This window comes from Bacillus sp. V3B, assembly GCF_024494465.1.
In the GTDB taxonomy this organism is placed as follows: Bacteria; Bacillota; Bacilli; order Bacillales; family Cytobacillaceae; genus Bacillus_BD.
Map to the genome: position 1 here is coordinate 212,961 of NZ_JAETXM010000004.1, position 25,368 is coordinate 238,328.

The window sequence follows — 25,368 nt, forward strand, 5'->3', positions numbered from 1 at the left end:
TTTGTGAATATTTTTAGTGATTCGTTGATTAGATGATGTTTTTTCTTTTATAAGTGAAGCAAGCATTTGAATTTTTGAAAAATAATGCTTGACTAGGGAAACTTCAGTTGTTTGTTATAGAGCTTGACAATTTTCATCTATCAAGTATAATAAAAATCTGCTGCAAACACTGTGAACTACGTCTGAAATGATCATGGAATATTCAAATTTAATGGGTTAGATAAATACTAGTTTGTAAGCTTAGTATATTGTAATTGGAAGTTTATATTGAAACCGTGTATAATAGATTTTTAGAGGGTGGTGCAACTGTGAATAAAGTATTTCAAAGAGGTCAAAGTATTTTCAATAAATATATTGGCTTTTTCTTATTGGCTGTCGTTTTCCTTTGGATCAAAACGTATGTAATCCAACTAACTCAATTTGATTTAGGAATTGAAAGTCCTATTCAAGAGTTCTTGTTATTTTTAAACCCATTAGGGTCTTCTTTACTATTTTTAAGTTTTGCTTTCTTATTTAAAGGACGCAAAAAGTATATTTGGCTGATCATCATTGATTTCCTTATGTCATTTCTTTTATATGCTAATGTTCTATACTATCGATTTTTTAATGATTATATTACACTACCAACTATTTTTCAGACGCAAAATTTTGGTGATGTAAGTGGTAGTGTGACGACATTGTTAAAACCATATGATATTTTATTCTTTATTGATATTATCGTATTAATTGGCTTGCTTGCATTTAAATTTGTGAAAATGGAAGTAAAAGATATGGCTCGCCGAAAGGTAGTTGCTGTATTCTCATTGGCTTTAGGGGTTTCATGCTTAAATTTAGCTTTAGCAGAGGCGGATCGTCCTCAATTATTAACAAGAGGATTTGACCGAAACTATATTGTGAAATATTTAGGGGTGTATAACTACACCATCTATGATGCTGTTCAAAGTACGAAAGCATCTGCACAAAGGGTTACAGCAGATAGTAGTGATGTTACAGAAGTCATAAACTTTACCCAATCTAACTATGCGGAACCAAATCCAGCTTACTTTGGTGCTGGAAAAGGAATGAATGTGATTTATTTCCATCTTGAATCAATTCAAAGCTTCCTTATTGATTACGAGTTACATGGAGAAGAGGTAACACCTTTTTTAAATTCTTTAACAAGGGAAGAAAATACCATGTACTTTGATAATTTCTTCCATCAAACGGCTCAAGGTAAAACGGCAGATGCTGAATTTATATTGGAAAATTCATTATATGGACTACCTCAAGGTTCAGCTTTTACAACAAAAGGGTTAAATGCCTATCAGGCTGCACCAGCTATATTGGGTCAGCAAGGTTATACATCTGCTGTGTTCCATCCTAATGCAGGAACTTTTTGGAACCGGAATGAAATTTATAAATCATTTGGATATAACAAGTTTTTCGATTCTAGTTATTATGAAATGAACCATGAAGATCTAGCAGATTATGGATTAATGGATAAGCCGTTTTTTGAGGAATCAATTCCACTTTTGGAAACATTACCTCAACCGTTTTATACAAAGTTTATTACGGTAACACATCATTATCCTTATCCAATTAATGAAGAAGATGCGACTATTGCACCTCATACTACAGGTGATAAATCCGTCGATACGTATTTCCAAACAGCACGTTATGCAGACGAAGCACTAGAGCAATTCTTTACTTATCTGAAGGAATCTGGTTTATATGATAATTCCATTATTATTATGTACGGTGATCATTATGGAATTTCAGAAAATCATAATAAGGCAATGGAACAAGTTCTAGGAAAAGAAATTGGTCCTTTTGAAAATAATGGTTTACAACGTGTACCATTGTTCATTCGTGTACCAGGAATAGAAGGTGGAGTGAATCATGAATATAGTGGTCAAATTGATCTTCTGCCAACTCTTCTTCACTTGACTGGAATTGATACAAAAGATTATTTACAATTTGGAACAGATATATTTTCTGAGGAGCATGATGAACTTATTCCATTTAGAAATGGTGATTTCGTCAGTCCAAGCATCACATTTACCAAGGGTAAATTCTATGATTCTACCACAGGACTAGAATTGCCAGCGGATCAAAGTGAAATGGCTAAACGATATCAGGAAATTGCAAACCATAAATTATTACTTTCAGATAAAGTCGTAAATGGAGATTTGTTAAGGTTCTATACACCTGAAAACTTTACTCCAACCGACCGATCACAATATAACTATATTAAAGTTCAGGACGATGAATCGGAAGCTCAAGATAACGAATTTGAAGCTCAAGATGGCGAACCTGATGAAGATTCTGTAAAAGAATAATGAAAGAATAAGAGGCTGACTTAAATGCAGTGTCAGACCGAACAAATAATATAGCAATCATGCGATATATTATTTGTTCGGTTGGACCTGTGTCAAGTCAGCTTTTTTTATTTTGTTAACTCTCCGGCTAACTCTCCAATTCTTATATAACTTCTTCTCGTAAAACATGATTAGAGAACAATCCATATTTATAAAATATATTTCTTAAAGTAACAATTATTAAAATTAGTATGATTCGTATGAAAAAAAGAAAAAAGATAGGTGGAATCAATTGTATACTTATTATTCAGAATATTTTAAACTAAGAATACGCTTACAAGTTAGATGAAAAAAGAGATGAATACTAGAACAAAATAATAGGTTCTCTTTTAAAAATGATAAGCGTTTAATTTACTAGAGGGAATTCAAGATTCATGAGATTGCTCATGAGAATGTACAAAAGGTGTAGCCAGTCTATGGGAAAAGAGTTTTGAAATTTCAGAATTATAAAAAGGGGGAGAAAGAATGTCAACAAAACCTACGTTCAAAAAAACCATTAGGGAGCAACCGTGGGATTGGAAAACGAAGAATGAATATGAAGAAGTAACGGTAAGACAACAACCATATGTACATATGCATTACCGTCATGTTTTTGATGAACGTGATTTTGATATTTATGATCCACGTTATACACGGTTAAAATCTTCTGACTGGGAAGCTTTCCGTGATCCGAAAAAATTCTGGTATACGACTTATGTCAATAACCGAAAGAAAATGGCAGAAGAAGTGGAAAATGGATTCGCTTATGCCGATCAACTTAATGTCATTAAAAATCTATCACCACAGTGGATTGATGCATTAAGGGATCTTTATACGCCGCTAAGACATCTTGAATATGGTGAGAATGTACAAATGCAGCATGTCATCCGTTATGCATTAGGAACAGCAATTGAACAATGTGCCACGTATCAAGCATATGACAAAACGGGACGAGCTCAGTGGATCTCTCAATGGGCGATGAACATGCAAGAGCATCATGGTGAGTTTCTTGCACACGGCAAAGAGGTGCTGTTAAACGAACCTGCCTTTCAACCATTACGTCATTATGTAGAAGAGGTTCTCGTGACGGATGACTGGGCAGAAGTTCTTGTAGCAGAAAACTTAACATTAGACCTTTTATTAGGAAATCTGATGTATCGCGAATTTAATCAAGAAGCCGTCAAACAAGGTGATACACATTTATCCATTTTGAACTTAGTGATTGCGAAGCAGTTAGATTGGCATCGTGATTGGGCATTCTCTCTTTTCAAACTATTAGCAAATGATGAAGCGGAAAGCCGCTGGGATTATTTAAAATCTTTAGGGTATGAAGAGTGGGAAGGCGATTATCGTTGGGGGAGAACGTTAAGTGATCCTCGAGAAACACCAGAAGAAACCCTTTCAAATGTAGAAATCATTCAAGAGTGGGTAGATAAATGGTATCCGAAGGCATTCGAAGCGGTACTTGCCTTAGAACCATTGTTTGAAAAACATGGAATCAAGATTAATCTTCCAGAAACATTGAAAAAGGTTGAAGAAGAACAAATTATTCCGATCTATAAAAAATATAAACTAGCATTTAAACCGTATGAGATTGCATTTAATTAAGAGAGGGGAACGATTGCTATGACAGTAAAACAAGCGTACGTAGGGATGGATTTAGATACTAGTGGGGGCAGCGTTGTAACAGCAATCATTGAAGCGATTCAAGAAGATAATGAAGGTGCCGTTGTAGAAGACTTTTCGGTTTATAAAAAAATAAAAGTGCCCGGAAAGCTTGTGTTAAATAGAGAAACGGTAGAAGAACATCTTGGCGCAGATTTTGAAATGGATCGAGTACATATGGTGATGAGCTCATGTTTCGGTTTTATTACAGATTGGGACGAAGAACATTTAACAATCGAGTGGGAAGACGCAGAATAAGGAGGAGGATATACTCGTGGCAAAATTAGGAATGAAAGAAAAGTATCATGCAATGACAAGAGATTTAATGTGGGAACCAAAGGATTTTGATATGACCAAGGTATATCCTTTAATTGAAAAAGAAGGAATTATCCTAAAGGATCCAAGTAGATGGGAAGATCCTTTCCGTATGGCGTATAACCAATATGTGAAGATTCAGTCGGAGAAAGATGGAATCTACCATGCCGTACGTAATGCCTTTGAAGCAAATGATGGTCATGCGAAAGTCGTTGATTCACGCTGGTATGAAGGGGTAAAAGTATTTGCGACAGCCGTTCAGCCTGCTGAATATTCCGCACACCGCCTAATGGCATATGTTGGTCGTAATATTCCAATTGAAGCCATTCGTTTTGCGACTTTCAATCAGGCCATTGACGAACTGCGTCATGCTCAAATTGAAATTAAGCACTATGCTCATATGAGTAAAGAAATTGACGGGCTTCATAATTTTGCGAACACAACGCAAAATTTATGGTTTAATACCGTACCAAGATCATTCTTTGATGATGCGATGACAGCGGGACCATTTGAAGCATTAATAGCGATTTCCTTCTCATTCGAGTATGTGTTTACAAATATTCTATTTTTACCGTTTGCTTCATCTGCGGGTGCAGTGGGCGATGATAACTTCGCTGCTGTTGGAAAAACCGTGCAATCTGATGAATCCCGCCATATGGCATTAGGAATGTCTGCCTTGAAGATGTTGTTAGAGGAAGATGACCGTAACGTTCCGATTATTCAAGGATGGATCGACAAATGGTATTGGAGAGCGTATCGGTTGTTCTCAGTTATTTCAGCACTTGTGGATTACTATCCTCGTATTCGTCCAATTTCTTGGAAGAAAGCATTTGAAATTTATGTAGAACAACAAGTGTTCGATGGATTGTTTAAAGATTTACGAAAATATGGAATTCGTTTACCGAAGCATGCAGAAGACAGCATAAAGGAAAAAGACCACTATTCTCATTCGGTTATGCGAATTCTTGATCACTATAAGCATGCGAACTTGTTCAGAGGCTTCAAATTACAGCCGGATGATTATCAGTGGTTATCAGAAGAATATCCAGATACATTTGACCGGTATTATTCTCCATATTTCCATCGCATGGATGACCATGTGTTAGCTGGGGCAAGTCCAGGAATTCCGTCTGTATGTACGGTATGTCAAGTTCCTGCAGAGTTTCCGGATCCAGATAACCCATCCAAAATGTGGACGCAATACAGTGAATATAACAATAAAACCTATATAACTTGTTCACCAGGCTGTAAGCATATTTTTGACCTAGAACCACAGAAATATATGCAAATCTGGTGGCCGGCAGAAGCTTATTTAAGTGGAGAATTTGGGGAAGATCCAATCGCTGGAATATTCAAATATACTGGCTTATCTCCAGAAGAAGCAGGTGAACACTACTCTTCCAGAGAACATGCTCATTGGCTGGAGCATCGTAAACATTTAGGATTAGATAAGAAATTTTTCTAAAGCTACGTGAAATAGGGGTGAAATAAATGGCAAACTATTTGAAACAGGAAAATCAATTGATTGTTTGGCCGGTACTAAAAGAAGTAACAGAAAGTGATTTGTTTCAAGGAAGTATTGGGCTTAGAGCTCGTTACGATATGACAAATAAAGAATTATTAGGAGCATGTTTAGAGGCTTGGAAGGTCAACGACGACCAGAATTATCGTTTATTCTTAGTTCGTGGTGATGGAAAAACAGAAATTTCTTTAGAAGGAAATGTGAAAGAAGCAGGGCTTCGCAATGGCGATTATTTAGAAATTGTTGGGGCGTAAGTTCTATGTAAGATTCTTTTTTAACACTCTATAAATCTATTCTTCTTCATGTGTTACCATATGTCTCTATGTCACATGAAGAAGAAGGTTTAAGATTCATATTTTTACATAGTGATCTTACGTTTTATAAAAGGAATGACGAAAATGATGAGAGAGGAGATAGAAGGATGACAAAAACAGCAGTTGAAACATATGAAATTACATTAGAACCAAGCGGGAAAACGATTACAGTGAAGGAAGGCCAAACGTTATTAGATGCTGCAATTCGTAATGGGGTTCAAGTGGCTTATGGATGCCGTCATGGAAGCTGCTCTGCTTGTAAATGTCAGGTGCTTGAAGGCGATTATGAAATTATGGATCGTGTATCCGAATATTCTTTAATGAGTTTTGAAAGAGAAGAAGGATTTACTTTAATGTGTAGTACATTAGTAGAAAGTGATTTGGTGATCGAAGTAGAAGAGGAAGAATCAGAACTACCATTCTTCGCCGTACATGATTTTGAAGCAGAAGTTGTGGAAAATGTAGCATGTACACATGATATTCATATGATTAAGCTGAAATTACAGGAGCCGGAAAATGTTGAATATGCATCAGGTCAGTTTTTTGAGTTTGATATCCCTGAATTTGAGGACACGCGTGCCTATTCCTTAGCAAATAAACATAGCAATGGCAATATTTTAGAGTTTCATATCAAACGTGTTCCAGAAGGAAAAGGTTCTAATTATATGTGTGACCTACAAGCAGGTGATGTTGTAACAGGCTCTGGCCCTTATGGCAGTATGCAGCTTCGCAATCGAGATAAAGATTTAATTTTCATTGCAGGTGGTTCTGGTATGGCACCAATTAAGTCCCTTTTAGAAGAATTATTTTCGCAATCTTTTGAAAAAAATGCATGGTTCTTCTATGGAGCTCGTGCGAAAAAAGATTTGTATTTAACAGAGGAGTGGGAAGCACTAGCGAAACAATATCCAAACTTCCACTTTGTTCCGGCTTTATCACAGCCAGGTACTTCTGATAACTGGGATGGAGAAACTGGTTTTATTGCAGATGTGATTTCTCGTACACTTGAAGACACATCAAACATGGATGCTTACCTTTGTGGACCACCGATTATGATTGAAACAGCTTGTGATGCGCTTTATAAAAGCGGCATAAAAGGTACCAATATTTCCTACGATGAATTTTAATCAATAAGAAAGATGTACATGATATGGTTTTTCAGTAAAGCTATTTAATGAGATATGGTTTAACTCTAGTAACTATAAAGCTTTGAATGAATATCATTGCATTCAGGGCATCTCATGACATGAAGGATGAGGAGGGTAATAATGGACAACTCTAAGTATATTGACGTTAATGGAATTTCAACACACTACCATGAAAGTGGGCAAGGTGAGCCTGTTCTATTAATCCATGGATCAGGTCCAGGAGTGACAGCTTGGGCAAATTGGAGATTAGTTATCCCAAAGCTATCGGAACACTTCCATGTATTTGCTCCTGATATTGTCGGCTTTGGATATACAGAAAGACCGGATAATATTGAATATGGTGTTGAAACATGGACGAATCATTTAATTCGTTTTATCGAAACAATCGGTGAAAAGCGAGTCCATATTATTGGCAACTCGCTTGGAGGAGCATTAGCCTTGCAAATTGCCAATAAAAGACCGGATTTAGTCGAGAAAATAGTCCTAATGGGAGCAGCTGGTCTGCCGTTTACACTTACTTATGGTTTAGATAAAGTATGGGGATATGAGCCAAGTGTAGAAAATATGAAGCGACTATTAGGTATTTTCGCCTACGATCAAGAGTTTGCTACAGATGAATTAGCACAGTTGCGTTATGAAGCGAGTATTCAACCGGGATTACAAGAGGCTTTCTCAAAAATGTTTGCGGAACCACGTCAAGAAAAGTTGAATCAGCTAGCATTACCAGAGGAACAAATTAGAAAAATTAATCATCCAGTATTAATGGTTCATGGTCGGGATGATATTGTGATTCCTTATAAGGAAACAAGCTTAAGACTGCTAGAACTGTTGTCAAATTCAGAGCTTCATCTTTTTTCAAAATGTGGTCACTGGACTCAAATAGAGAAAAAAGATGAATTTGCCCAGCTTTGTGAGAATTTCTTTCACCGGAACTAACTTACGATAACTTATATCGATTCTAGGAAGAAGAATCTAATTTAAAGATTAGATGAATACAAAGAAGATGAATCTATAAGTCTGCATAAAAATAATAAATAACGAGGGGGAAAAATAATGGCTAGAATTATGCGTATGGGAAGAGTAGAATTAAAAGTTTTAGATTTAGAGAAATCAGTCGATTATTATACAAATGTGATTGGTTTGGAAGAAACAGGAAGAATGGGAGATAGTGTCTACTTAAAAGCATGGGATGAATATGATCATCATAGTTTGATTTTAACAAAATCGAATAGTGCCGGAATCGTGCATATGGCCTTTAAAGTAGAAAGCCTAGATGATCTTGCTTATTACGAAAAAAAAGTTGAAGAATTTGGCTGTACAACGACTCGTATTACGAGTGGTACAAGGTTAGGAGAAGGGGAAGCCGTTCATTTTGTTCTCCCAACAGGTCATCACTGTGAACTGTACTATGAAATTGAATTCTTAGGAAACGCTGTAGGAACGATCAATCCACATCCATGGCCGCTTGGAGCAAAAGGGATTGCACCACATCGCCTTGATCACTGCTTATTAACAGGTGATGACTTAAAAACCGTTACAAGATTCTTTGTTGAAGCACTTAACTTTAGACAAAGTGAAAAAATTACGACGATTGATGGAGAAGATTTGCTAGGAAGCTTCTTGTTTACGGGCAATAAAGCGCATGACCTGGCTTTTGTTAAAGGTCCTGATGCAAAGCTTCACCATGCAGCCTTCCATGTTGAATCTCTTAACGATGTCTTTAAAGCAGCGGATCTGTTATCGATGCATGAAGTTCCATTTGATGTTACACCGACACGACATGGAATCACAAGAGGACAAACGGTTTATTTCTTTGACCCATCTGGAAATCGTAATGAAGCCTTTGCAGGCGGTTATATGGCCTTCCCGGATATGCCGACGATTACTTGGACAGAAGACAAGATCGGACAGGGTATTTTCTATCATCGTAGAGAATTATCTGAGTCATTCATGAAAGCGTTAACTTAATATAAAAAATGATAGGGAAATGATCTTTAAAAAATAGGAGGGATATCTATGTATAAAGTGACACTTAAAGCAAGAGGGCAGCAGTTTGACTATTCTTGTCCGCCGAATGTGACACCATTACGGGCAGCTCGTGACCAGTTTATTCCGATTCCAACAGGATGTCAAAGAGGTGGATGCGGCGTGTGTAAAGTAAAGGTGCTGCATGGTGAATATGATCAAGAGTTAGTTCGTTCACATGATGCTTTGTCCGATGAAGAATTAGCGAATGATTATGTATTGGCCTGTTGTATGACAGCAAAAAGTGATCTTGAAATCATCACAGTTGAAGATTATGAGAAACTAAAAAGTGATGAATCGAATTTAAAAAGTATTGCTGAAGCGAAATAGTCATTTATGAGAATTTTGACTATGACTCTAACATTCTCTTGAAAATTTTTATAAATATCTAAATATTAAAAATAATATACTGTATGATCAAGATATTTTCAATGCAATTCGCCTAAAGAATGAACTAAACATATTATGAGTAGGATGGAATATAAGAACTTATTATTTTGTATATAATATATTCTAAAATAATTTATATGAAATATTCAGAATTTATTGTATAATAAAGTAGATAGATATCAAATAGAGACGATTAACTCGAAATAGTAAAAATGTACAAATCTGATACCTAATTTAAAGTATAGTAAATTTCTAATAGGGTAAACGTATCTTAATCGTTGATCGTTCTATTTCTAATAAGTTCATTCCTTGGGCGGTGAAAGCATTGAAATATGGAGAGATAAACACAGATAATGACAAGGTTAGTTCCGAACCAATGATTAAGATTCCAAGTTCTGCATTTGGAACACTTCGAAGGGAACTGATTAATACATTAGGAATCGAACGGGCAAAAGGCTTTCTTCTACGCTATGGTTGGGATTGTGGAGTAACCGATAGTTTGCAAATAAAGGAAATGAAGTGGGAGAGTGAAAAAGACCTTTTGTTGGCTGGAACTAAAATGCATACATCAAATGGTCATGTACAAGTAGAGCCGACTGTATGTGAATGCGATTTTGAACAAGGAACATTACATTTTGAAGGAGATTGGAAAAATTCCCATGAAGCAAAGCAACATATAAGGCTTTTTGGGAATAGTGATGATCCTGTTTGTCATTCATTAGTAGGTTATGCAAGTGGCTATCTATCTACTATAATGGGAAAAAAAGTGATTGCTAGAGAAACACAGTGTATAGCAATGGGGGATGAACATTGTCATTGGATTTGTAAGACTGCTGAGGAATGGAATGGAGATCCTTATATTGAGAAAGAGCGTCATTTTTATGAAGCAGATCGAATTAGTGATGAGCTGGAAGAAACATACGAGAAGCTAAGAATCGAAAGAGATAGTCTAAGTAAAACATATGATGTTCATCTAAAATTATTTAAAGAAATCATTTATGAAACCGGTTTACAATCGATGGTTAATGTATTGTATGAAGCAATGAAAACACCTGTTATTATCGAAACCCTTAACTGTGAGGCACGTGCAGTTGGAGGAATATCCATGCAAGAGGCAAAGAGATATTCAAATGAATTCAAAGAATGGTTAGCACATCAACAATATAAGAAAGGAAATGAAAAGAAAGAGATTAATCAAACATTATTTCTTAATATCTCACCTGGGCATACGCGAGTCATTGCTCCTATTTATTTTCGCCAAAATATCCATGGATATTGTTCATTTCTCACTGAGGAACATACGGTTAATGAAGCTGACAAGATGGTCTTAGGACAGGTTGCGCTAGCTTGTTCTCTACATCTATTGAATGAGAGAACTCGTTTTAATACAGAACAGCGTATAAGAGGAAGCTTCCTAGAAGATATTTTAAGTAAACGTATCACGATGGCTGAAATTGTTAATCGTGCACATTATACCGATTTTGAATTAAATGGCCCTTATTTTATGGTTGCGATTAATCGGCAGTTTGAGGAGCCATCCATTAAAGAAGAAATTGAATTTAACGATCAATTTATGAATGATCTTTCGAAATTCATCAAAACAAAACAAGTAAATGGGTTATTAGGTCAAAAATCGGGGAATGTTATTATTTTATTTTCTGAATCTACGATATCGAAAAATCATTTGAAAAAGGAAAGCTTTTGTAGGCAAGTACTTGACTATTGTACTACACAGTATCCTAAGTTTTTGTTTGAAATGGGAATTAGTTCAAGTTCTACTTCTATTGAGCAAGCTTCCAATTTATATGATGAAAGTGTAGCCTCCCTGAAAGTAACTAATTGCCACCAAAATCTTGTCTTTTTCGATTCATTAGGTATCGTGGGGATGCTACTTCAAACAAAAAATATAGAGTCGATTGAAAACTTTGCGAATAAAATATTAGGTAGTTTAGTAGAAGAAGATCAAGCTAAAAACATGGAATTAACGAAAACACTTTATCATTATTTAGAAAACGGTTCCAATGTCCATCAAACAGCTCGAGCTATGAGCTTTTCCATTAGTGGATTAAGATATCGACTGAGCCGCTTAAATGAAATACTGCAATTAGATATGAGTAAAGCGTACACTAGACATGAAATCTATTTAGCTCTTCAGTCGTTAATGGTTTTGGGAAAATTAGAGATTGATTAAATTAAAAACCTAGACTGAAATGTATAGGATGAAAAGCGACACACGATAGTGTGTTGAAAGTAATGACGAAAATGGGGGGATTTTCGATGGTTATGGTTTGTCAAGAACATGTCACAAGAGGGTTACACATATTACCTGCTCCACATGTGAAAGAAATATCGAAGAGTTCAAAAAAATGCTGTTCTTTTTGTAACCATGAAGCAAAATATGAATTGTTTATTTTGAATAGTTCGACCCAATTTACTTTTTTAAAAGAGAATCAACAAAAAGCGGAAATGGATAATGAATTATTGACTACCCCTGTTAGTCTCAAGGTTACGGATGAGATAAGCAAAAACTTAGATCGTGTCCTTGTTTAAATATTAATAAGAAAAGGAAAACAGCACATGTTAGCTGTGCTGTTTCGTTATGAACCAAAAATCATTTGAAAAAAGTTTTTCTTTTTTCGAGATGATTTTTTTTCTTTGTTTATATTCAGTTCATCTGTTATGGCTATTTCTGATTCTTTTTTCAATAATACTTCCATTTGTGATATCCTTTCATTCAATAAGGCAATCTGCTTTTGGAGTTCTTCCATTTCATGACGATGCTGTAATAATTGATAAGATACGACTGAATCAGCTTTTTGATTGAGACTTGTTTCAATACGGTGGATCTTATCTGCTAGTTCATCAACATTCGTTTCTGTGTGAAAATTCTTTACGGTTCCAGTTCGTTTGTTCTTAGCTAAAGTGATGTCTTGTAAAAGGATACCCTCATGTAATTGAGTTTTGACTTGTTTTAATAACTCTATATCTTCTTCTGAAAAAACAAAATGACCTAGCTCATTTCTCTCCATCTCTAGATTCAATTGTTTTACCCATCTTTGTACGGTACTTGTAGAGATCCCTAGTAATTCAGCAACAGATCTTGTATTCAATCAAAATCCCCTCCCTAAATATATATGTTCTCCTTTATTTTAGAGATTCCTTCCTAAGTGACAAAACAAGAGGGAATTCTTCAATAAAAGTAAAGGTATATCCATTTTGGCGAAGGTCCATTAGGGCTTTATAAGTAGTCTAACATAAGATTGAAGAGTGGGGTGGAAAGCGTTCTTTTGAAAAAAATTTAACATAGGATATAAGAGTGTACTTAAAAGTTTACTTTTAAGGAGAGGTTTTATGATACAGGATTTGGCTTTTGCCATTAGAAATAAAAATGTAATCCTTTTTGTTGGATCTGGTGTCCCGAAAAATTTGGGACTTCCTGTTTATTCTGAATTAATCAATCAAATGGCTGATCATCTTGGCTATGACATAGAGCAATTCAAATCATGGGGAAACGGTGACTTTCTCATTATGGCTGAATATTATTTTAATCAGAAAGGTACTTTAGGAGCTTTGAGAAGCTGGATGGATAGGATGTGGCATCATACAGATATTGATATAGGAAAATCAGAAATTTATAAACTCATTATAGATTTGGATTTCCCAGTTATTTATACGACTAATTTTGATCGTTGGCTTGAGTATGCGCATGATTATTATAAAAAGGACTATATCAAGATTACAAATGTCGCCGATATTGCGAGAATTAAAATGAATAAAACGCAGATTATTAAATTTCATGGTGACTTTGATGATGATTCATCCCTTGTTTTAACAGAATCAGGTTTTTTTAAAAGGCTTGATTTTGAATCACCACTAGATATTAAATTGCGCTCCGACTCTTTAGAAAAGTCAATTTTATTTATCGGGTATAGTTTGTCAGATATCAATATCCGCTATATGTTATATAAATTGCACAAACAATGGAATGAATCAAATTATGAGCATATACGTCCAAAGTCTTATATCTTTTTAGTTGAACCTAATCCGATTAAAGAAAGTTTATTAAAAGAAAGAGGAATAATTCCAATTGTAGGTACAAATGAGGACCCAGGAACTGCCTTAACCAACTTTCTCAAAAGTATAAAAGATAGAATGTAATATAAGGCTTGTTAGCTTTAAAAACATAAGCCATCATGTGAGAATCTTACTGATTTTTTCATCTTTATTAATAAATTATTCTATAATAACTATAGAAATATTTATAGATAAAGTAAAATCCCCTTAATATTGATGTCAAAGGGGATTGTTTCATTTATCGAGTGTTGAGCTTAGTCTTGTTTGTTTTCTAATGCTTGAATTCTACGTTCTAATTCTTGAAATTCTTCTTTTGTGACAATATTTAAGCTATTCAACGCTTGATTTACTCGTGTTTTCACAATATCATCTATTTCCTGTCTAGCTTCTTCTCCTTTTTCTACCCATTGTTGAATCAGTTCTTTAGATTCATTTTTATTAATTTCTCCCTTTTGAACAAGCATTTCAACTCTTTTTTCAATCTGTTCTTTTGTTATAACTGCTGCACCTAATCCTAATGTGAAAATTTGTTTAAACAGATCCATTTTTCATTCCTCCATTTACTAAATATAAACTTCAGGGATATTAACTAACACAAGGGGAGGTACATTATTATTAAATCATACAGCTAGGCCCCACAGACTAGTTACCTTTATCATACACTATTTATCACAAATTTGCGTAGTTGACCTATGACAGAATATACACTTTATTCATACATATAATGATTATACGTATTTTTTCTCCCACCCTTAACGGGCAGTAAAACCCCCACTGATGGAAGTCTTCTTTATAAATTGTTATATCTGAAATATAAATAAAAATAGTGAACGGTTCCTACATCCCGATGAGGGAGTTGATTCTTCTAGATAGAGATTAATACATTTGTTAAAAATTTAACTTCATTCAGCAGAAGTCCTCCACTTCTGTAAGTGGGGGATGAATGCAAAAAGCTCTCTGATTCAGTGGGGGTTCAAACCCCGGCTGAATGAAGTTAAGCCTCCGGCGGATGCCTCGGATTTTTTAAAGGTCATTTATCGAGCGAGCTCGATAAAAATCCGGGCGCAAATTCGGCGGGGCGAATTTGATATAAATAATTCTGGAATTTGTGATGATCATCACATTCAAATCTTTATAAATAGTGTACCTTTTTAAAAAGGAAAGGTGAATGTGACGATGAAGATTAAAGAAACTTATAAAACAATGTACACGGCAACAGATTTGTTAATGGAATCTCTTTTAGAGGAAAAAGTAGAAGTTATTTTTTCATCACCTAGTCAAACCCTATCTCCAATACATTCTTCTATTCAAAGATACGAAAGTTTAAAGCCGGTATTCATGAATCATGAGCAAGCCATTGTACATGCTGCGGATGGATATGCACGAGCAACGGGAAAAGTAGGTGTTGCATTTATTCCTGCAGGCTCTGGAATGACGAATGCAATTACAGGTATAGCTACGGCTCAAATGGATTCAGTTCCTCAAGTAATTATTACATGCAAAGAAACAGCAAATACGGAATGGGATCACTCTCGTGAAGTGGATACATTTGGAATGACTATTCCCATTATAAAGTATTACTATCCAGTTTGTGATGTGAAAGAGATTCCAAAGATTGTGAAGGAAGCTTTTAGTGTAGCAATTGAGGGACGTCCAAGCCCCGTCATTATTGAACTGCAAGCAGAGATGTTAACCTTTGAAGCTCCTGTTTTTGAAACGAAACGAGAAGAAAAAACAGTGCAAAACCAAGAAATGAAATTTTCTGCAAAACTTCTCGAACAAGTAAAAAGTGAAATGGTTTCAGCAAAAAAACCAGTTCTTTTTATTGGTGGGGGAGTCAATATTGCTGGAGCTGCTCCATTCGTAAAGAAACTCGCTGAAAGAGCTCAAATTCCAGTTGTCAGTAGTTTAATGGGGATTGGCGCCTTCCCAAGAAATCATCCGCTTTCCTTAGGCATGTTAGGGATGCACGGTACATATGCTGCGAACAGAGCAGTTCACCGTTCTGACTTACTTATTTGTCTAGGTGTACGATTTAGCGATCGTGTGACGGGTAAAATAAGTGGATTTTCTCCTAAATCACGAAAAATCCATGTTGATATTGATCCTGCTGAAATTAATAAAATTATCCAAGTAGATTTTCCAATTGTAGGAAACGTGAAAGATTTTTTACAACAAATAAATCCGATTATTATACCTGGGGATACGAAAGAATGGGTAAAAGAAGTATCTACTTGGCAAAGAAAAGTTCCACGCTATTCGGAGTCAGACTCTAGAAGTGAATTAAAACCACAACAAGTAATCGAGCTGCTTGATCAATATTCAAATAGTAACTGGACAACACCAAATATGGACTTCTCATTATTATCAATTCAAGCATTCTCGTTCGTTCATTACATCTGGAGGTCTCGGAACAATGGGATATGGGTTGCCTGCTGCAATTGGAGCTTCACTTGCAAATAGAGGGGAAGACGTAATTTGTGTAAGTGGTGATGGAAGTTTTCAAATGAATTTTCAGGAACTTATCACAGTGGCAAAATACCAACTTCCAATAAAGATAGCGATTTTAAAAAACAGCTATCTCGGTATGGTTCGGCAATGGCAGGAGATGTTTTATCAAGGTCGTTATTCTTCTGTTAACATTTCTTCTCCTGATTTTGTCTCATTAGCAGAGGCCTATGGTGTTCAAGCGGTGAGAGCGAATAATCTGACAAATGCAGAGAACGTGATTAAAGAGGCATTTCAAGATCATAGACCAGTAATTATGGAATTTGATATTACAGAAGAAGAAAATGTATTCCCAATTGTACCTCCAGGAGCCAATAACATGGAGGCTGTTGTGAAAAAGTGATAGTATAGAATTATTGAATAAAACAAAAAGGTATTTATCTCAAATACCTTTTTGTTTTAAACTGAAGTAACAATCTTTGAAAATAACTTAATGGGATGCTAATCACATATTCCTTCGTATTCTGAAGATAATATTAATAAAAAGAGGAGGATGGAAAATGACAAAATCTCCAGAAGAACATCAGCAAATCAGTTGCTACACTGAATATGATGTGTTAAAACGAGTGATCTTATGTCAACCTGAATATATGACAATTCGTGATGTGATCAATGAAACACAAAAGCATTTTAAAGATGAAGGAATACATATTGCACGCGCTCTTAAACAGCACAATGAACTAGTTAATACGTTACGTAATTATGATATAGAGGTCATTTTATTTCCTTATCATAAAAAATATCCAGAACAAGTATTTACAAGAGATATTGGTTTTACATTAGGGGAAACTATTTTTGTTTCGGATATGGCTAGTGATGTAAGAAAAGGGGAGGAAGACGTTTTAAAACAATGGTTAGAGGATGAGGGAATATCTTACTACAATATTGTTGGTGATCAAATTGAAGGTGGAGATGTGATTATTGATCAAGATACGATCTATATTGGCTTAAGTAACCGGACGAATCAAGATGCAATTAATCATTTACAAGAAATTTTACATACACAATTTGATGTCATAACGATTGATTTTCAAGAAAAATTTCTACATTTAGATTGTGTATTTAATGTGGTCTCACCAGATATTGCCTTAATTTATCCAAAAGCCTTGAAAAAAGAAGATATTGAACAATTTAAATCTCGTTATGAATTAATAGAGGTATCAGAGGAAGAACAATTTACACTTGGAACGAATGTGCTAGGGATTGGAAATAATCGGGTTCTTAGCTTGCCGGTCAATAAAAAAGTAAACGAACAACTTCGAAAACGTAATTTCGAAGTGATAGAGGTAGATATTACAGAAATTATTAAATCAGGTGGCTCGTTTCGCTGTTGCACATTGCCGATCGTAAGAAGTAAGTAAAAGACAAAGCCTGCGTGTTTAAAAACATGATATAAGAATAGGATGGAGGAACCAAAATAGGTTCCTTATTTTGATTTTATTCCGATATAATTTTATAAACTTTTTCACTTTTTATTATTCTTATCATCCGTTTTATTTGATATCCTTAATATGAAACAAATAAAAAGTGAGGGATAACAATTGAAAAAAATTAAAACTGTTTCTTTAGTCGGTCTTGGTGCCATCGGAGCCGCTTATGGAAGTAAGCTTCATGATTCATTAAAAGATTCATTTCAAGTAGTGGCAGACGAAAAGCGAATCAATAAATATCAGAAAAGCGGGATACAAATAAACAATCAAACATATCATTTTAATTACATAACCCCAGAAACAAAAACTGAACCGGTGGATCTTTTGATTTTTGCCGTGAAAAATGCGGAATTACAACAAGCCATCGAGGATGCAAAATATCACGTGGGACCAGATACAATCATTCTTTCTTTGCTAAATGGTATATCAAGTGAAGAAGAAATATATGCTGCTTACAATAATGAGCATATTCTTTATAGTATGAGTGTCGAAATTGATGCACTCAGAAAAAATAACGAAATTAGCTTTACAACTCTTGGGAGAATTGAATATGGTGAAAAGAGTAATTCCTTATCAGAGGATGTCTTAGCTGTCCAAGGTTTATTTGAACGAGTGGGCATTGACTATAAAATCTCCGACAATATTTCACACACCATGTGGTGGAAGTTTATGATTAATGTCGGAGTTAATCAAACGTCCGCGGTATTAAAGGCACCATACGGTGTGTTTCAATTATTACCAATTGCTTATCAATGGGTAGAGTCTGCCATGCGTGAGGTTGTGGCGATATCCGAAAAAGCAGGAATACATTTAACAGAAGAAGATGTGAAGAAATTCTGGCCAATTATTAATAATCTTTCTCCTAAAGGAAAAACGTCTATGCTGCAAGATGTTGAAGCTGGTAGAAAAACAGAAGTTGAATATTTTGCAGGAAAGGTATGTGAATTAGGGGAAACGTATCAAGTAGCTACGCCCGTTAATGACCAACTTTACAAGATGATTCGTATTATTGAAGAAATGGATAAAGTTGAATTATAATGTATAAATAAAAAACATGACCCACCGCATCTAATGAACAAAGAAGGTGGGTATTTTTTATAAAGAAAATACTGTGCAGTGAGGAGCTGTTTATGATGTTCTTACTATATTATAGGTAGAATCTTTATCATTCCATTGAAAAATACCTTCTTGTAATTTTATAGTTGAATCAAAAGGACAGGGCATTGAACTATTCTCTTGTGAGGGGATACTTTGGTTTTCTATATACTGTTTTTCTAACTGAAGTAAATCGACTTTAGAAGCAATACGAAGAATCATCTCTAATGTAATCTCGTTTTCCATTACTCCGTGATTTTTACAAATACAAGATTGAAAACCTTTGTTATATTGAATCATCATAGGTAGATCATGTATACTTGCCACGCCAAAAACATCTTTTATGATGTCGTCATATTTTAACTGACTACCTGTTGCAAAAGTAATCTGTTCTGTTTCAGGATTTTCCAAATAATAAATCGTTTCTATTTCATATTCCAAAGAGAACATCCTTTCTTCACCCGTTGTTGTTGACGATAAAAACATGCACTGTTAAAACAAAGTACCCAATTAGTGTTTCGAAAGTTTTTATCCAATGAACGGCTTCCATCAATCAATAGAGTAAATAGCATTCTTAATTAGATTATAGCATATTTTAGCGATTAGTGTTGTCTTATGATGTCGAAATTTGTAACGATCTATGGTTATTTAAGGAAAATGTTTATTTAGAGCTAATGTATTTCACTAATTGAAGTTTAGGCTCATAATAGATGATAAGTGAAATTAGATGATGAAATAGGTGGTAGATATTTATATTTGGTTAAAGTTCATTTCATTTATATGTACAATAGCAGTTATTATCTTTATTATATTTCAAACAGATTGGTTTCAAGTAATGAAAAGTGGGGAGTTTGATCTAATTGTAAAAGAAAACCTATTTTTCACTATGATTATTACCTTACTCATAATGATTATTCAAAATACATTTACCATTATTCCCCTTATTCTTGTTATTACGGTTAATTACACGCTTTTTGGATTTGTAAATGGATTTCTTTGGAGTTGGTTCACAAGTATTATTGGAGCTGTCCTTATCTTTATGGGAAGCCGATATCTTTTCCAAGGTTGGATAATAAAGAAAACAAATAAAGAATTACTATCTAAAATAGAAAAGAGCGGATTATTGTTTGTGTTTCAAGCGAGAATTATGCCATTTATTCCAACAAGCTTGATCAATATTCTTGGTGGAATCAGCTCCATTCACTTTAAATCATTTATAATAGGTACCGTATTTGGGAATTTTATTTACTTTTTTCTGTTAACCCTCATCCCAGCTGGGCTCATGATCACTAATTTGAATGATTATATTCTTGAAGGTGTAATCCTTATGTCTATTGCATTATATTTGATATACAAGAAAAAATGGAAAAGAAAAAAAGAAACAGTTGCTGATAAATAAAAGCACTGAATAGGTTTGTTATTAGTCTCTTTGCAAATAGCCATTAATCAAAAATGAACAGAGGAAAGAAAAACCATCTCTTTATTTATGAAAAAAGATGGTTTTTCTTGTAGTTTGGACGTGCACATGGAGGAACTCAGTGGAATTTCAACTATTTTTCCTTATTTCGTCAAAAAGTTTTCTGTAAAATAGGGTCTTGATTCAGAGTCGAAGGCGACACCCACTCCTAATAATTCAAATTTAGTTTGAAGGATATTTTCTCTATGCCCGAGAGAATTCATTAATCCTTCATGAGCAAAAATACTACTCAATTGTCCAGCCGCAAGATTTTCACCTGCTGTTCGGAATGTAATATTGTCTTCTTCCATCCGATCGAAAGGGGATTGACCTTCGAGATTTGTATGGCCAAAATACTGATTTAAAGCCATATCTAAACTGTGATCACGGGCTGTTTCTTTCACATGGTTATCCCAAGATAAAGGATGAAGACCATGTTCAACTCTTGCAGCATTGGTCAAGTCAAATAATTGAAATTCAAATCCTTCTTTTAAAATTTCGCTTCCTTCGGGATAAAACCCATTTTTCTGCTGTTCTAAATCTTCACTTATGATTTGGATCGCTGTCACCGAATCTTCTTCGTGCTTATCATAAAAAATGGTGACATAACTATCATTGAATTGAAACAAATGATATTCTCCATTATTTTGTATTTGATAGGAAATAAATCCTTTTTGGATTTCTGTGAGTGGTTCGCTTAGCTGTTCGAGAACTATATCTTTGGGACTGCCAATTGCTATGCCTTGTTTTGAGGAGATCAAGTCTTGATTTGTATACAATCCATTCACTCGATTATTCTCATCATATGCTACCATGAAAAAATTTTGATAGTCCTCATGATAGGTGTACCAATTTACTCCATATTCATTATGAGTAGAACGTTTAGGCTCACCTGTAAGCTCTTCAACATCCCCTTTTGAATCACCTAACTCAATATTATGAATAGAGAAAGTATGTGAAACAGGTTTCTCTAATGCTGGTTTTTCCACTTGAAGAGGTTCCTGTTGGAATTGATCTTTTTCACTGGGATTTAATGTTTGATTCAATTCTTCTAATAGATGATCAATCCTTGTTTGTAATGTATCAAGAGCAGATACAACTTCAGGATTTTCTTTCCACGAATTGAAATCCAATTTTATATTCTCATATATAGTGTGGTCTTTCAAACCTTCTAGTTCTTCTCCAAATATAAACCACCCCATACCAATAAGTAATATAAAAAGCACAAACCTTTTGAATCTCCTCAAAAAATTTCCTCCTATCTAAAAATGATCTCTACTTGACCAGACTTTATGAAAAAAGGCTGGAGATAAGTCGTTCTTTAAATATAAGTTTAACGGTAAGTAAGGTTCTTAATTTCTTAATATTTAATTTATCATAACTTTTAAGAAAGTGAAGTGCCGCGAGTATTTAAATTGTTTCAGTATATTCATCATAAAATAATAGCTAATAAAAACAAGAAAAACACTATATTATTTTGTGTTCAACTAAAAAAAGACTATATTTATTTTTTATAATATTATTATGTAAACAAGAGATTACAAATAATACGTACTGACTAAAACCGGTACGTATTATTTCTCTATTATTAGCAGAGCGGGAACGGATAAGTCTGTGCCAATAGTAAAAATAAAAAGGGTTTACTTTTTTCTTTTCCACAGTAAATAGAAAAAAAGTAGAATGATACTCGCAAAGATCAATCCTATTTTCCATTCGGTTTGTAAGGAAAGAACTTGGGAGACTGAGTACGTTTCCACAACTAAAGCAGGAATTTTCCCTATAGTACTTGCTGTACTGAAGGCAACCAACCTCATTTTGCTTAAAGCAGCAGTAAGGGTTACAAGGCCAGAAGGTACGAAGGGGATGATTCTGAGTAGAATCACAATAAAAAATGCGGTCATTGTATCCGCGTTTTTTAACTTTAGCAAAAACTTATTTTCTTTTTGGTTTATTCTTGGTTTAGATAATAGTTTATGTACACCTTTACGATAAAGAATAAAGCTAATAATTGCTCCTGCTGCTTCACCTATAATTAAGATCGATAGTGCTAGTTTAAAACCAAAAATATCAACTGTGCCAACTGTGATAAAGGTGCTTGGTAATACTCCTGTAATAGCAACTATGATATTAAGTCCGATACTAATGAGAGCCGTCAAAAAGGGATTCGTAGGAATCCAATCAAGTAAGGAATCTTCCATTTAGATTTTCTTTAGTTTAGAGGGGTTATTGATTTTATATGGAACAGGAACTTCCACAATAAATGGTGCTTCTACTTCTTTTCCTTTTGGCAATTTCTTTTTCACAATTTTCCCATCAAACTCTATTACCTCACCAGGTTGGAGTTCAAATTTTTTCAATGTTTTTGAGTGCGAGCACCAAGCAAGTTCCACATCTATTGGATTATCAAGCTGAATAACGACATTTTCTAAAACGACTACTTCATCATTTTCTTCATTGAAGTTATTCCAGCTTAAGGCAAACTGCTTAACTGTTGCTGTAAAATGAACTTTTTCTTCCGGTAATTCCAGTTTGGGGAGTCTTTCTTTCTTTTCTTTTGCCTGTTTTTGATTAGAATTTGCTTTCGGCTTATTTGAGGAAAGACTCTTTTTTGTTTTTTGAGCAGGTGAAGATGGAGTGTGCCTGTTTGTATCAGATATGTTTGCTTTCATGAAATTTGGAGATTGCATTTCCTTCAGGTAAGCTGGGTGAATACAACTAAGGTTGCCATCTTGAAATTCAATGATAACGGTGTTAAATTCGCTTGTTACCCCATACACTTCATATCCTTTAATAGTCACAAGACGTTGGTAGGTTCTTTCCTTATACCAAAACTGCTTTTTCACTTCTTTTGTCGTCGATAACCCCCATTCCTTAACCTTTTCTGTGTAATGTGAGTCATCTTCGAATAATAAGTACTCTCCATTAGGAGGAAAATAAGTTGTGTTCGTTGAGTCTTCAATATGAGGCAATGTTATGGCCATGCTTCCACATCCTTTCTTGATTATTGTACACTAATCACTGTTCAACTTCGAAATGAAAAAGGCAAATCTATATTTTAAAATAAATTTTTTCTAATTGTTATAAGGGTTTATTGTCAGATAAGGAGAATATATTTAGTATGATAGTGATATGGTTATTGTATTAAAGAGAAAAAAGGAAGACAAATGATTTGGATTGAAAGTAAATAAAGGAGGACTTTTTTATGATTACATACCATTCGAGAACCGATGTACCGATTGAGGAAACATGGAATTTAACTGATGTCTATAGTGATCAGAGTAAATGGGAAGAAGATTATCAACGTATTGAAGAAATGGCAGTGAAACTTAAAACGTATGATGGTGAAATTTTTGATGGTTACTCTCTCTACCAATATCTGAAACAAAGTGAAGAGTTATCTTTTTTGTTCAATAAAGTGTATGCTTTTGCAATGTTAAAGGTGGATGAAGATACAAGAGAAACAACCTCACAATCACTTTTAGACCAAGCGAAGCAACTTAGTGTGAAAGTGAGTTCTGCAACCTCTTTTTTCATGCCTTTTTTATTAAGTTTAGAGGAAGAAACATTAAAAGGTTACATATCTGAAGAAAAAGGGTTAGATTATTTTGCAGAGGACTTAATGGAGTCTTTCCGTTACAAACCACATGTATTAAGCAGGGAACAAGAAGAAGTTCTTTCTCAATTAGGTCAGGCATTATCTGTTCCAAGTCAAACATTCGGCATGATGAATAATACTGATATTAAATTTGGAGATGTAACGGGTGAAAATGGTGAAAAAGTAGAGTTAACAAGAGGAATGTATGCGAAATTAATCGAAGATGAAGATCGTGAAAAAAGAAAGGAAGCTTATAAAGCGTATTATCAACCATATTTGCAATTAAAGAATTCGATTGCGTCCACACTTTCCGCTGCTATTAAAAATAATGTGACACTATCCGAAATACGTCATTATCCTTCTGCACTTGAAAAAGCATTATTTGGTGATAGAGTACCGAAAGAAGTATATGAAAATCTCATCACGACTACGAAAAATAATCTTGTATCCCTTCATAGATACACGAAGATTCGGAAAGAGAAGTTGAAGTTGGATGAACTTCGCCAATATGATATGAGCGTTCCGCTCGTTAGTGGAGTTAAACCAGTGATTTCTTATGAAGAAGCATATGAAACGATGTTAAAAGCATTATCACCACTTGGAGAAGAATATGTAAGCATTTTAAAAGAGTTTAAGAATGCTCGTTATATTGATGTTAGGGAAACACCTGGCAAGAGGTCGGGTGCATACAATCTTGGTGTGTATGGTGTTCATCCGTATATTCTTTTAAATCATCAGGATGATTTGGACAGTTTATTTACATTGGTTCATGAATGTGGACATGGGGTTCATAGTAAGCTAAGTTCGCAGCACCAACCGCAAATTACCGCACGTTATAGTATATTTGTTGCTGAAGTAGCTTCTACTGTTAATGAAGTATTATTAATTAATTATTTACTGAATCACGAGAAAGACATTGAGATGCGGAAACATTTACTGAACCATTTCATTGATCAATATAAAGGAACCTTCTTTACTCAAGTGATGTTTGCTGAGTTTGAGAAAAAGACCCATGAAATGGCGGAAAACGGTCAGTCATTAAATGTTGAAGTATTTAATCAAACGTATGAGAACTTGTTCAGAGAATACAACGGAGATGAAGTCGTGTTTGATGAAGAAGTGAAATATGGCTGGTCAAGAATTCCTCACTTTTATCGACCTTTCTACGTTTATAAATATGCGACTGGATACGCATCAGCTATTCATTTAGCAACAAAAATTCTAGAAGGAGATCAAGAAACTTTGAAATCCTATTTAGAGTTTTTAAAGAGTGGTAGCGCAGATTATCCACTTGAATTGTTAAAAAAGACAGGTGTAGATTTGACAACACCAGTTCCGATTGAAAATGCCTTAAATCGCTTTGCAAATCTAGTCGAGGAGTTTGCGAAACTTTAATTTTTTATGGGAAGTCAATATTCAATCAACAAGACGGCATTAAAGTGCCGTCTTGTTTCATTTTATTGAAGAAAAAACGATGATGACTTCTAAAAAATAC

At 34.6% G+C, this 25,368-nt stretch carries 24 protein-coding genes; 18 read left to right on the forward strand and 6 right to left on the reverse strand.

The genetic code is table 11. From position 1 onward, the window contains the following. Nucleotides 1-308 precede the first annotated feature (308 nt). The 11 genes from ltaS to JMM81_RS08120 all read left to right on the forward strand — a co-directional run bounded on the left by ltaS (nt 309) and on the right by JMM81_RS08120 (nt 12,265). Nucleotides 309-2,318 carry a lipoteichoic acid synthase gene (gene ltaS, locus JMM81_RS08070; RefSeq protein ID WP_256241048.1) on the forward strand — a complete coding sequence of 670 codons (2,010 nt, stop codon included), beginning with the start codon at nt 309-311 and terminating at the stop codon, nt 2,316-2,318. Nucleotides 2,319-2,822: 504 nt separating this feature from the next. Beyond that, nucleotides 2,823-3,944, forward strand: coding sequence for a ferritin family protein (locus tag JMM81_RS08075; RefSeq protein WP_256241049.1), 1,122 nt, complete (start codon nt 2,823-2,825; stop codon nt 3,942-3,944). An 18-nt stretch (nt 3,945-3,962) separates the two neighbouring features. Then, nucleotides 3,963-4,259 (forward strand): MmoB/DmpM family protein, encoded by a 297-nt coding sequence (locus JMM81_RS08080; RefSeq protein ID WP_256241050.1) that lies wholly within the window; start codon nt 3,963-3,965, stop codon nt 4,257-4,259. 16 nt (nt 4,260-4,275) lie between these two features. Continuing rightward, complete coding sequence (locus JMM81_RS08085) at nt 4,276-5,781, forward strand: YHS domain-containing protein (protein ID WP_256241051.1); 1,506 nt, start codon at nt 4,276-4,278, stop codon at nt 5,779-5,781. A gap of 26 nt (nt 5,782-5,807) precedes the next feature. Then, the gene (locus JMM81_RS08090; RefSeq protein WP_256241052.1) at nt 5,808-6,092 is read left to right on the forward strand and encodes a ubiquitin family protein; all 285 of its coding nucleotides are present in this window, start codon (nt 5,808-5,810) and stop codon (nt 6,090-6,092) included. A gap of 167 nt (nt 6,093-6,259) precedes the next feature. Further along, complete coding sequence (locus JMM81_RS08095; protein WP_256241053.1) at nt 6,260-7,279, forward strand: NADH:ubiquinone reductase (Na(+)-transporting) subunit F; 1,020 nt, start codon at nt 6,260-6,262, stop codon at nt 7,277-7,279. 141 nt (nt 7,280-7,420) lie between these two features. Beyond that, nucleotides 7,421-8,236 (forward strand): alpha/beta fold hydrolase, encoded by an 816-nt coding sequence (locus JMM81_RS08100; protein ID WP_256241054.1) that lies wholly within the window; start codon nt 7,421-7,423, stop codon nt 8,234-8,236. A gap of 117 nt (nt 8,237-8,353) precedes the next feature. Beyond that, complete coding sequence (locus JMM81_RS08105) at nt 8,354-9,268, forward strand: catechol 2,3-dioxygenase (protein ID WP_256241055.1); 915 nt, start codon at nt 8,354-8,356, stop codon at nt 9,266-9,268. A gap of 48 nt (nt 9,269-9,316) precedes the next feature. Beyond that, nucleotides 9,317-9,655, forward strand: coding sequence for a 2Fe-2S iron-sulfur cluster-binding protein (locus JMM81_RS08110; protein WP_256241056.1), 339 nt, complete (start codon nt 9,317-9,319; stop codon nt 9,653-9,655). A gap of 385 nt (nt 9,656-10,040) precedes the next feature. Continuing rightward, a complete protein-coding gene (locus JMM81_RS08115) occupies nt 10,041-11,906 on the forward strand; it encodes a XylR N-terminal domain-containing protein (protein ID WP_256241057.1) in 1,866 nt (621 codons plus the stop codon). Between the two features lie 86 nt (nt 11,907-11,992). Then, complete coding sequence (locus JMM81_RS08120) at nt 11,993-12,265, forward strand: hypothetical protein (protein ID WP_256241058.1); 273 nt, start codon at nt 11,993-11,995, stop codon at nt 12,263-12,265. 47 nt (nt 12,266-12,312) lie between these two features. Here JMM81_RS08120 and JMM81_RS08125 read toward each other — a convergent pair whose 3' ends face one another. Continuing rightward, nucleotides 12,313-12,825 carry a MerR family transcriptional regulator gene (locus JMM81_RS08125; protein WP_256241059.1) on the reverse strand — a complete coding sequence of 171 codons (513 nt, stop codon included), beginning with the start codon at nt 12,823-12,825 and terminating at the stop codon, nt 12,313-12,315. Between the two features lie 241 nt (nt 12,826-13,066). Between JMM81_RS08125 and JMM81_RS08130 the strand changes: the two genes are divergently transcribed. Then, complete coding sequence (locus tag JMM81_RS08130) at nt 13,067-13,873, forward strand: SIR2 family protein (RefSeq protein WP_256241060.1); 807 nt, start codon at nt 13,067-13,069, stop codon at nt 13,871-13,873. Between the two features lie 170 nt (nt 13,874-14,043). Here JMM81_RS08130 and JMM81_RS08135 read toward each other — a convergent pair whose 3' ends face one another. Beyond that, on the reverse strand, nt 14,044-14,334 hold the full coding sequence (locus JMM81_RS08135; protein WP_256241061.1) for a phasin family protein: 291 nt from the start codon (nt 14,332-14,334) through the stop codon (nt 14,044-14,046). 631 nt (nt 14,335-14,965) lie between these two features. Here JMM81_RS08135 and JMM81_RS08140 point away from each other — a divergent pair. The 4 genes from JMM81_RS08140 (at nt 14,966) to JMM81_RS08155 (ending at nt 18,765) form a co-directional block, all read left to right on the forward strand. Beyond that, a complete protein-coding gene (locus JMM81_RS08140) occupies nt 14,966-16,252 on the forward strand; it encodes a thiamine pyrophosphate-binding protein (RefSeq protein WP_256241062.1) in 1,287 nt (428 codons plus the stop codon). Then, entirely contained in the window at nt 16,182-16,640 is a 459-nt protein-coding gene (locus JMM81_RS08145; protein ID WP_256241100.1) for a thiamine pyrophosphate-dependent enzyme, read from the forward strand. Before JMM81_RS08140 ends, JMM81_RS08145 begins: the two co-directional genes overlap by 71 nt. Before the next feature lie 157 nt (nt 16,641-16,797). Continuing rightward, the gene (locus tag JMM81_RS08150) at nt 16,798-17,658 is read left to right on the forward strand and encodes a dimethylarginine dimethylaminohydrolase family protein (RefSeq protein ID WP_256241063.1); all 861 of its coding nucleotides are present in this window, start codon (nt 16,798-16,800) and stop codon (nt 17,656-17,658) included. Between the two features lie 180 nt (nt 17,659-17,838). Further along, complete coding sequence (locus JMM81_RS08155) at nt 17,839-18,765, forward strand: ketopantoate reductase family protein (protein WP_256241064.1); 927 nt, start codon at nt 17,839-17,841, stop codon at nt 18,763-18,765. Between the two features lie 90 nt (nt 18,766-18,855). Here JMM81_RS08155 and JMM81_RS08160 read toward each other — a convergent pair whose 3' ends face one another. Next, entirely contained in the window at nt 18,856-19,263 is a 408-nt protein-coding gene (locus JMM81_RS08160) for a hypothetical protein (protein ID WP_256241065.1), read from the reverse strand. A 298-nt stretch (nt 19,264-19,561) separates the two neighbouring features. Between JMM81_RS08160 and JMM81_RS08165 the strand changes: the two genes are divergently transcribed. Further along, nucleotides 19,562-20,221 (forward strand): TVP38/TMEM64 family protein, encoded by a 660-nt coding sequence (locus tag JMM81_RS08165; protein ID WP_256241066.1) that lies wholly within the window; start codon nt 19,562-19,564, stop codon nt 20,219-20,221. A gap of 161 nt (nt 20,222-20,382) precedes the next feature. Here the strand turns inward: JMM81_RS08165 and JMM81_RS08170 are convergent, their stop codons facing one another. The 3 genes from JMM81_RS08170 to JMM81_RS08180 all read right to left on the reverse strand — a co-directional run bounded on the left by JMM81_RS08170 (nt 20,383) and on the right by JMM81_RS08180 (nt 23,259). Continuing rightward, entirely contained in the window at nt 20,383-21,525 is a 1,143-nt protein-coding gene (locus JMM81_RS08170) for a CAP domain-containing protein (RefSeq protein WP_256241067.1), read from the reverse strand. Between the two features lie 393 nt (nt 21,526-21,918). Then, nucleotides 21,919-22,476 (reverse strand): TVP38/TMEM64 family protein, encoded by a 558-nt coding sequence (locus JMM81_RS08175; protein ID WP_256241068.1) that lies wholly within the window; start codon nt 22,474-22,476, stop codon nt 21,919-21,921. Beyond that, the gene (locus JMM81_RS08180; protein WP_256241069.1) at nt 22,477-23,259 is read right to left on the reverse strand and encodes a hypothetical protein; all 783 of its coding nucleotides are present in this window, start codon (nt 23,257-23,259) and stop codon (nt 22,477-22,479) included. 221 nt (nt 23,260-23,480) lie between these two features. On the opposite strand from JMM81_RS08180, the gene pepF reads away from it, so the two are divergent. Continuing rightward, a complete protein-coding gene (gene pepF, locus JMM81_RS08185; RefSeq protein WP_256241070.1) occupies nt 23,481-25,268 on the forward strand; it encodes an oligoendopeptidase F in 1,788 nt (595 codons plus the stop codon). Nucleotides 25,269-25,368 lie beyond the last annotated feature (100 nt).